At 39.3% G+C, this 8704-nt stretch carries 9 protein-coding genes and 1 pseudogene; all 10 read right to left on the reverse strand.

Annotation, left to right across the window (positions count from 1 at the left end; genetic code table 11):
* Nucleotides 1-5: 5 nt before the first annotated feature.
* Complete coding sequence (locus VIK44_RS06110; protein ID WP_331552961.1) at nt 6-422, reverse strand: SoxR reducing system RseC family protein; 417 nt, start codon at nt 420-422, stop codon at nt 6-8.
* 60 nt (nt 423-482) lie between these two features.
* Nucleotides 483-1157, reverse strand: a complete 675-nt coding sequence (locus tag VIK44_RS06115; protein WP_331552962.1) for a hypothetical protein — start codon at nt 1155-1157, stop codon at nt 483-485.
* A 33-nt stretch (nt 1158-1190) separates the two neighbouring features.
* Nucleotides 1191-3648, reverse strand: a pseudogene (locus tag VIK44_RS06120) (heavy metal translocating P-type ATPase).
* Nucleotides 3649-3752: 104 nt separating this feature from the next.
* Nucleotides 3753-4259 (reverse strand): hypothetical protein, encoded by a 507-nt coding sequence (locus VIK44_RS06125; RefSeq protein ID WP_331552963.1) that lies wholly within the window; start codon nt 4257-4259, stop codon nt 3753-3755.
* Nucleotides 4260-5216: 957 nt separating this feature from the next.
* Nucleotides 5217-5459: a nitroreductase family protein gene (locus tag VIK44_RS06130; RefSeq protein ID WP_331552964.1), complete on the reverse strand. Its 243-nt coding sequence runs from the start codon at nt 5457-5459 to the stop codon at nt 5217-5219.
* A gap of 10 nt (nt 5460-5469) precedes the next feature.
* Nucleotides 5470-5757 carry a putative quinol monooxygenase gene (locus VIK44_RS06135; protein ID WP_331552965.1) on the reverse strand — a complete coding sequence of 96 codons (288 nt, stop codon included), beginning with the start codon at nt 5755-5757 and terminating at the stop codon, nt 5470-5472.
* Complete coding sequence (locus tag VIK44_RS06140) at nt 5754-7001, reverse strand: polymer-forming cytoskeletal protein (protein WP_331552966.1); 1248 nt, start codon at nt 6999-7001, stop codon at nt 5754-5756. The genes VIK44_RS06135 and VIK44_RS06140 overlap by 4 nt, the downstream gene beginning before the upstream one ends.
* Nucleotides 7002-7243: 242 nt before the next feature.
* Nucleotides 7244-7801, reverse strand: coding sequence for a hypothetical protein (locus tag VIK44_RS06145; RefSeq protein ID WP_331552967.1), 558 nt, complete (start codon nt 7799-7801; stop codon nt 7244-7246).
* A 289-nt stretch (nt 7802-8090) separates the two neighbouring features.
* Entirely contained in the window at nt 8091-8285 is a 195-nt protein-coding gene (locus tag VIK44_RS06150; protein WP_331552968.1) for a hypothetical protein, read from the reverse strand.
* Nucleotides 8286-8347: 62 nt separating this feature from the next.
* Nucleotides 8348-8545 carry a YjfB family protein gene (locus VIK44_RS06155; RefSeq protein ID WP_331552969.1) on the reverse strand — a complete coding sequence of 66 codons (198 nt, stop codon included), beginning with the start codon at nt 8543-8545 and terminating at the stop codon, nt 8348-8350.
* Nucleotides 8546-8704: the final 159 nt, after the last annotated feature.

An 8704-nucleotide genomic window follows, 5' to 3' on the forward strand; every position in this document is an offset into this window, starting at 1 on the left:
CTCGTTCAACTAAATATTTTTGTAATCACCGGTAATGACTTTGTATCTTTTTTCATAGTTTTATCATACAATTTTACAATTATTAGTGATAAACAGAATCCTATTATTCCACCGCCTACTTGAAACGGAGCCAAAGGCAGTCCTAACTCATTTGCAATAAACCAACCAACAGCTGTTCCTGCCACAGCAGCTACTATAGGTAAAATATAAACCACAAATGCCGCTATAACCATACTCGTATTGTGCACCACAAATGCTACTCTTTGTCCCGGTTTAGCCGAAATTGTATTTTGAACATCCATCATAATGGCATTATCCCCTGGGCATGCACCACAGTTTTCACAATCTCCGTGTCTCGCCGCTTTAACTTTTGCCAAATTCCCATTTGCTTCAATAACAACTCCAAATTCTTCTAGTTTCAAACTCTATTTCCTCCTATTAATTTGTATATCATTTATTTTTCACTGAACCATTACACCAATTTATTTTAGATTAAACGGTTTTAAGAACTTATCCACTTCAATTGGCTTGCCATCTTTATCATCTACTTTTACTTTGGCAAAAACCCAACCTTCCACCTTTGTAGGATCGACCCCAGCATCAATAAATAGTTGTGGGTTTAAAGCAAAGACAATGTCTTTGTCATTGGTACTCATGTCCTTTGCCCATTCAAACATGTTTCCATCGCCAAGATCTACTCCGTAATGATCAAGAGCTGTATGATACTTGATATGATCACGTTTTAGATTTACTATTTGTTCATAGGATGCAAGTGGTGTGACTTCACCCTTATAGGTCAATTTTTCATCACCTAATGCTGTACCCACCATGATCTTATCGCCAATAACCATGCCTGCCGGGAGTTTGGTGACATCAAGACCTGCATTAATGAATAGCTTTGAATCAAATTCAAGCATCACATCATGTGGCGGACCGCTGCTGTAATCTTTACTCCAAATAAAACGTGCTGTTCCATCAGGAGCAGTTAAAGCCCATCCCCCATTCATTTCATCTGCTGCAATTTTATCGGGAATGGCACTGAGCACCTCATTAAATGAAGTGATGGATGTCTTTCCAACAATATCCGTCTGTTGGCAACCTGATAAAACAATCAATAATAATGCCGCTGCTCCTGCTAAAAATATTTTCTTTTTCATATACTTCTCTCCTTCAATTTGAAATTTATTTATTTAAGGCTTGAAACTTTTTAATCTGAGTGCGTTGGTGAGTACCGATACAGAACTAAGTGACATGGCAGCAGCCGCAAAAATCGGATTTAATAATGGACCGCCAAAAAGATAAAGGAGTCCGGCCGCAATGGGAATCCCGGCAACGTTATAACCAAATGCCCAGATAAGGTTTTGTTTAATATTGCGAATCGTGCTTTTGCTGAGTTTAATTGCCGTTGGAACATCCATGAGATCACTTCTCATCAGCACAATGTCCGCTGATTCCATGGCTACATCGGTACCGGAGCCAATGGCAATGCCTATGTCTGCCTGTACCAATGCCGGAGCATCGTTAATGCCATCTCCAACCATGGCCACTTTTCTGCCTTCTGCCTGGAGCTTTTTAACTTCATTTGATTTATCCTGAGGTAATACTTCTGCCAAAACCCGATCAATGCCAACCTGTTTTGCAATGGCTTCAGCCGTTTTTCGATTGTCACCTGTGATCATGGCAACTTCAATGCCCATTTCATGGAGCTTGGCAATCGCTGCTTTACTGCTTGCTTTCACAACATCTGCTACTGCAATAATACCGGATAATTTGCCATCCATAGCAATACATGGGGGTTTTGCCTTCTTCTGCCAATCTGTCCGACTCATCTTCCAAGGTGATCAGCAAGATACTGTTCTCTTCCATCATCTTTCTGTTGCCAAGCAGTACACGGGAACCGTCGAATTCAACTTCGATACCATACCCGGGAATCGCCTTGAATTTTTCAATTTTAAGAGTTTCAAGGTTTTCTTTTTCTGCACCTCTTACAATCGCTTCACCCAGCGGGTGTTCTGAACCCTTTTCAGCTGAAGCCGCAATTTGAAGCAACCAATTTTTTTCAATACCAGAAGTTGTAATAATATCCGTTACTTCTGGCTTTCCTTCGGTAATGGTACCTGTTTTATCAAAAACAATGGTGTTGATTTTATGGGTGGTTTCTAAAGCTTCTCCCCCTTTAATCAAAATACCATGCTCTGCGCCCTTTCCTGTTCCAACCATAATTGCAGTTGGAGTAGCCAGGCCAAGCGCACATGGGCAGGCGATTACCAAAACCGAAATGAAAATAGTCATTGAAAACACTAAAGAGTGACCAGTAAAAAACCAGCCGGAAAAGGCAAGAACAGCGATTACAAATACGATGGGGACGAAATAGCTGGATACGATATCTGCCAACTGGGCGATTGGTGCTTTTGAACCCTGGGCATCTTCAACCAGTTTAATGATTTGTGCAAGGGCTGTGTCGCCGCCGATTTTTGTTGCTCTGAATTTTATACTCCCATTTTTATTGATACTGGCAGCAAACACCGCATCACCTGATTTTTTATCAATGGGCATGCTTTCTCCCGTAAGCATGGATTCATCAATGGCTGTGTTTCCCTCGATGACAATCCCGTCAACCGGAATTTTCCCACCTGGTTTTACCAAAATCACATCATCAATCTCCACATCGTCAATAGGAGTTTCAAGTTCGATACCATCACGAATAACAATAGCAGTTTTAGGGGCAAGTCCCATCAGCTTTTTGATGGCTTCTGATGTTTTTCCTTTGGATACCGCTTCTAGGTATTTTCCTAACAGTATCAAGGTTATAATAACCCCGGCAGTTTCAAAGTATAAATCCTGGACTGCCCCAAAATTACCTAATAGTATCTGATAAACAGAATAGAGGCTGTAAAGAATTGCTGCCGATGTTCCCATTGCAATCAATGAATCCATATTGGGACTGCGTTGAATGAGAGCTTTAAAACCGACTGAATAAAATCGATTGCCAGCCATAATAATTGGAATAACCAGGATAATTTCTACCAGGGCATAGCTGAGCGGATACTGCATGGGCTCTAAAAAGCTTGGAATGGGTAATCGTAACCACGAGATCATGGCACCCATTGCCAGATAAAGAAGGGGTACTGCAAACGAAGCTGATAAAATAAGCTTTGTTTTAAGTATTCGTATTGCTTTTTGCTTCCGTAGTTTATCCTCATCGATTGCACTTTTTTTCTCTATTTCAAGGGCTTGATACCCGGCTTTTTCAATTGCCTGTCGGATAGCCGACAGTTTTACTTGCTGTGAATCGTAGTGAACGGTTGCTTTTTCAGTCGCCAGATTAACGGATGCACTTGTTACCCCTTCAAGTTTTCCCAAAACTCTTTCAATTCGAGATGCACATACTGCGCAGGTCATCCCGCCAATGGGGATGGTGACTTCACTTTGCGTGGAAATTTCCACTGTTCCGTATCCTGCCTTTTCAACTGCCTCTTTGATATTTTTTCTTGAGGTTTTAGTCTTATCGTATGCAACAGATAGGTTCTCCGTAGCAAAATTAACTGATGCACTGGCTATACCATCAATCTTATTGACAACTTTTTCAACTCTGGCCGCACAGGCTGCACAGGTCATTCCTGTTATTTTGACCGTTTCTTTGTTCATTATATTCCCCTCACTTTAGTGTCTTGTTTGAATTTTCATTTTTTTAAGATTCTTTATTCATTTATTGGAGCTGAACGGCTATTGCTGAAATATTCATAGATATTTTATTGGTTTATATCGTCGACAACGGTAATCGTGCTTCCCACCATTCCCATCCAGCAGGAATAAACAATTTTACCTGACGCAGTCGGTGTAAATTCAACTACATTTTCTCCAACAATCAGTTTTTTCTCAACATTATAGTCTCTGATGAGCATTTTATTATTACAACTACTCAGATCACCGTTATTTGCAGTAATTGTCCATTTAACCGGGATACCCTTTTGAACGATAATCGGATCATAAATGCCATTATCCAGGGTTGTTGCCACTGTTTGAACACCATCGCTAACGATAGCCTTTGCAGTGCCATTTGCATTGTCAGAGGAACTGCCCGTGCTCGGCTGTGTTTTTGTATTTTGAGCGTTACTGCTTGACTGGGTTTGTGAGGGATTCGAATTTACAGAATTTTCTCCCGATGTTCCAAAAATTCTGCTGCAACCGGAAAATACCACGATCCCGATGACGATTATTGCTAAAACGCTTCCTACTAAATAAAATGATTTTTTCATTTTTGTTAACTCCTTTAATATTTCTTTCTCTTATTTTTTTAATTAACTATCGTTATATTGCTCTTAATCATCCCCATCCAGCAACTATGGGGTACGTTTCCTGTTTCAGTAGGAGTGAATTCTATCAAATTGTCACCTTCTGCTAATTTCTTTTGAATATTGTACATAGGAACGAGAATTTGATTGTTACATCCATTTCAAAATCCTCCCTTTCACTTCTTGTCTGTACATATAATATCAGTAAGTTTTGTAGAACTTATGGAGATGCATACCAGATCAAAAGAAAATGGCGGTGCAACCCCGAACACACTTGGGTTACACCACCATTTTTCTTTACCAATTTATTTGGGATAGGTTTGGAGAACATATTTAAACCTAATAGTGCGAAAATTAATGTTACTGCTTTTTTGAATTTCGAGGACTTGCAGTAAAAAACAATTTTAAAGTAACCGCAAGATAAGTAAACTGCTAAACATAAAAAACCTCTTTTCAGCATGTAATTGACAATCATTGTCAATTACATATAAGAATATTATATAAATTGTCTGTTGTCAAGACTTAAATATTGTATTGCCATATAATTACTAAGGTATTATATTTTTGAAATGTTCAGATTGACATCGTTGCGCAAATTATAGGATAAGATATCAGTTAAAATGGAGTAGTTTAGAATCACAAAACTAACTTAAGAACTGCTTGTATTATCATCTTTATTGTCATGATATCAACTTTTTCAGCCGTAAAATTCAGCTGAGCCACTGAAATACCGATATCTGCAGCAACTAAAAAAACCATTCTGTATTGTTTTCTGGACTCAAAACGTCATGAATCAGCGGTGTCCAAATGATCAAAAATGCTTTAAAGCTGGGAATTCTGGCTGATAATGCTGTGAAAGTTGAGCAAATAATAAAAAAGGCGTTCTCACGACATATTGTGAGAACGTCTTTCATTTTTCCTTTATTTATAAACGACTAAATTACTAAGCAGTTTGTGTGCTTTAACATGGCGGTCCGGATTTGATTTTACTTCATTACTGTATCCTAAAACTAAGATATTAATTACTTCAAAATTTTCCTCTAAATCAAACTCAGTTTTAATAACACCAGGATCAAACCAACAGACCCAAACACTTTGAACCCCTAATTCTGTTGCCTGCAACATCATATGGTCAGTGGCGATAACAGCATCGTGTGATACCAATTGTCTTTCATTAAATCAATATCTCGTGAATACTAATTTGCATGTCTCCATCCATTAAGTCATTCAGTTTTGGAACGATTATTTTAAAATGTTCTGTCTTCATGTGGATACCCAGGACTTCTTTATCTGCCCATTTTTCCAGAAATGCAAAAAGATTATTATTTTCAGTGCCACGAATTAATTCATAGCTGATGTTACCATTTTCTTTTCTGGTTTCTTCAATTAATTTTGCTGCCAGCGCAATAAATTCTTCAGAGCTTTCATCACTGACATTGCAATTTGCATAAACTACAATCATTTTTTATCCTCTTCATTCTTATCTTCCAGTGTCATGTGTTCTGACAGGAGAAGGTCATTCGCCACTACTTTTTCATCCTTGAGGTTTCTGTTGGTGAAAATGATGTTGTACCAGATAAAGCCAAGACCAAAAACAGCCAGGAATAATCCTACCAGCATATTCAAAATTGGAATGAATCCTATAATGATTATTGCCCCTGCAATGATTAAAACCGAAACAAAAGAACTCAGTAAAGGTTTCATTTTAGTATTGAAATACCCGGTAAGGAGTTTGGAAAAGACAACCGCTGCCACTGGCATACCAAGAATCATAACCGCAACGATCAGGCAGGTCATGGCGATTCCAAAAGGCACATAAATTACAAAGGAAACAATAGCCAGCAAAGGGGTCACAAACATAAATCCAGCGCCGATTCCCAGGGATGCCAGAATGTGCTTTTTCGCCATTACTGTGGTGTTTTCATTAAATTCCTTGGTAAGGAAGGTAATCAGCAGCCAAATCACCAGAATAAAAGCAAGTTGGGTAATGATTGACAAAAGTACAGACCCTATACTCGGTCCCTGCTTTTCCTGTTCCTCTGTTTGTTGCTGGGTCACCTTGTCCCAGGTAACTGTCGGTGCCGTGGCATTCGGTGATACAATGGCCTCGTTGGCACTGCGATTATTAATTGGTCCGGTGATTTTGGCACCGTCCTTAATGGTTAACTGTTGGACATCGGATTGAACAAAACCGTTAATGGTGCCACTGATGTTAAGATTGTTGGCCCCCACCCGAAGATTACGTCCCGCTGTTCCGTCAATGGAAACATTGCCTGCACCAATAAAGAGATCCCGACTGATCGCTGCCGATTTGGATACGATGAGATCCGAACCTGCTACAAAGGCATCACCGGAAACCAACCCGTTAATGGTTACCTGACTCCCTGCGGCATAGAGATTACCGTTGATTTTTCCGTTAACAGTAACGATGTTTCCAGCCGCAAAAACATCCCCGTTGTATACCCCGTCCAGGGTAATGGCATTGCCTGCAAAAAAGGTGGTGGTATCAAAAACCGAATTGGCTGTTATGATATTTGACCCTGCAAACATAAATTCAGTGTTGGGTACCGTTGCATCTGTAATATTCACATTCCCAGTGGAATCCTGATAGGGACCTGCAGTTTGTGTTGCTGCAAATGCGGTGGATACCATTATCACCAAAAGCATTACCATCATTAAAACCGACACACTTAATTTTTTAAACATTTTTCATTCTCCTTTTAATAATATATTTTTGTACATTCCAAGGCCTTATAAAACATCTTTCCCTTCCTTTTCTTTAATCGAAAATTTCACCTCCGTTTGTACTGCACATCTATATAACGGTTGAGCCCAGGGTTTTCTTCCCAAAAATTAAATTTTTATTTGTCAAAAAAAATTAAAAAATTTCTTCTTGGAAAAAGCACTGATACTGTTCATCAGTGCTCTGTCAAGCTACTCGATAAATCCTATTTCCAATATTTGACACTTTGAACCGTTCCTTTATCCCCAATAAAGGTGACATAAAACCCAGTTTCATCGTCATTGAACCAGATCATGACATTGATGGGATTATTCTTGTCCATGGGATTTGCCATAGAAATTATTTCAATGCCTTCTCCGCCAAGAATCCCCTTGACCTCTTCATAGGTCATACCTTTGGTAATGCTTGCCAATTGATCCTCGGTTACCTTTGCGTTGCTCAGAGCCATTATTTCACTTTCATCCGCAGTATATAAGGTTTTCATGATAACACTGTTACCGGAATCGTAACTCACGATAATGCCAAAGCCAGTACTTTTATCCGTATAAGTGAAAGTTCCATCCTTTTCTTCAGGAACCACCCCTAATGCAGCATCAACCTCGCTTTTTAATTCACTTAATTGGATTTTATTGTAAAAATTCAAAGGGTCATTATTTACTGATTTTTCGGTAGTAGTAGTATTTGAGCAACCAGGAACTAGAAACACCAACCCAAAGAAGAATAGGATTGCCAACAACCATCGGATAAATTTAATATTTGCCATGATACTCGCCTCCCTTTTTAAAAAATCACTGGATCAACATCTTTACCCAGAATCAATTCAAAACCAATACCCTGAGTGTCATCGGTTTGTTTCTTATTTAGTACCCTTTAATTTGAATATAAAACGGTTTAAAAAGGATAGTTAATAAATTATTCAATCAATTCATCTAGAATTTCATCTTTTACATCATGGCTTTTTACAGCAGTCTGCTTTCGCAAACTGAATAGGTCTCCCCATCGACCGGCACGTGCCAGTATCCCCAGACAGAGGTACGTCAGCCAAGTACTACTTAATCCGATTTGTCTTCTGTATAATTTAGTCCTCCGATTAACACAATGAAAGAGGCTGCCAGTATAATAATGGCCGACCAGTTACTGCCTGTTACTGCATTCGTGGGGTTTACCGCTGCATTTTCCTTGACCGTGTTACCAGCTTCAACGACCGACTGTTTACCCCTTGATGTATAATCCCATAAATTGCCCACACCTGTAGAAAAAAATCCACCTGATTAATACATCAGGTGGATTTTTTTAAACGGCGATTTTTTTATACGGTAACGTCGAACATCTGACCAATAGTGGGGCTCGGGGATGGGGCCGCAGGAGCCGTAGTGGATTCTGCCATCTTAATCATTTCCGTCATTTGTTGGGTTCCGGTTTCCATGGCCATTTTCAATACTGACACACTTGCCTGCTGTGAAACCTGCATTTGACTAAGACTCATTGAAACGGCTGCAATATCCATCTGTATTCCACCTTTCATAATTATTTGAAGACTAAGGGACGTTCCCGCTTGTCTTTTTATACCGTTTTACTCACTTCATCATGCATCTCAGAAAACCGTTATCTTCTAAGGATGTCCCTCAGCCTTCGGTTGGCGATATCAATGTCAAAATCTTTATAC

The organism is Acetobacterium sp., assembly GCF_036508315.1.
GTDB lineage: Bacteria > Bacillota > Clostridia > Eubacteriales > Eubacteriaceae > Acetobacterium.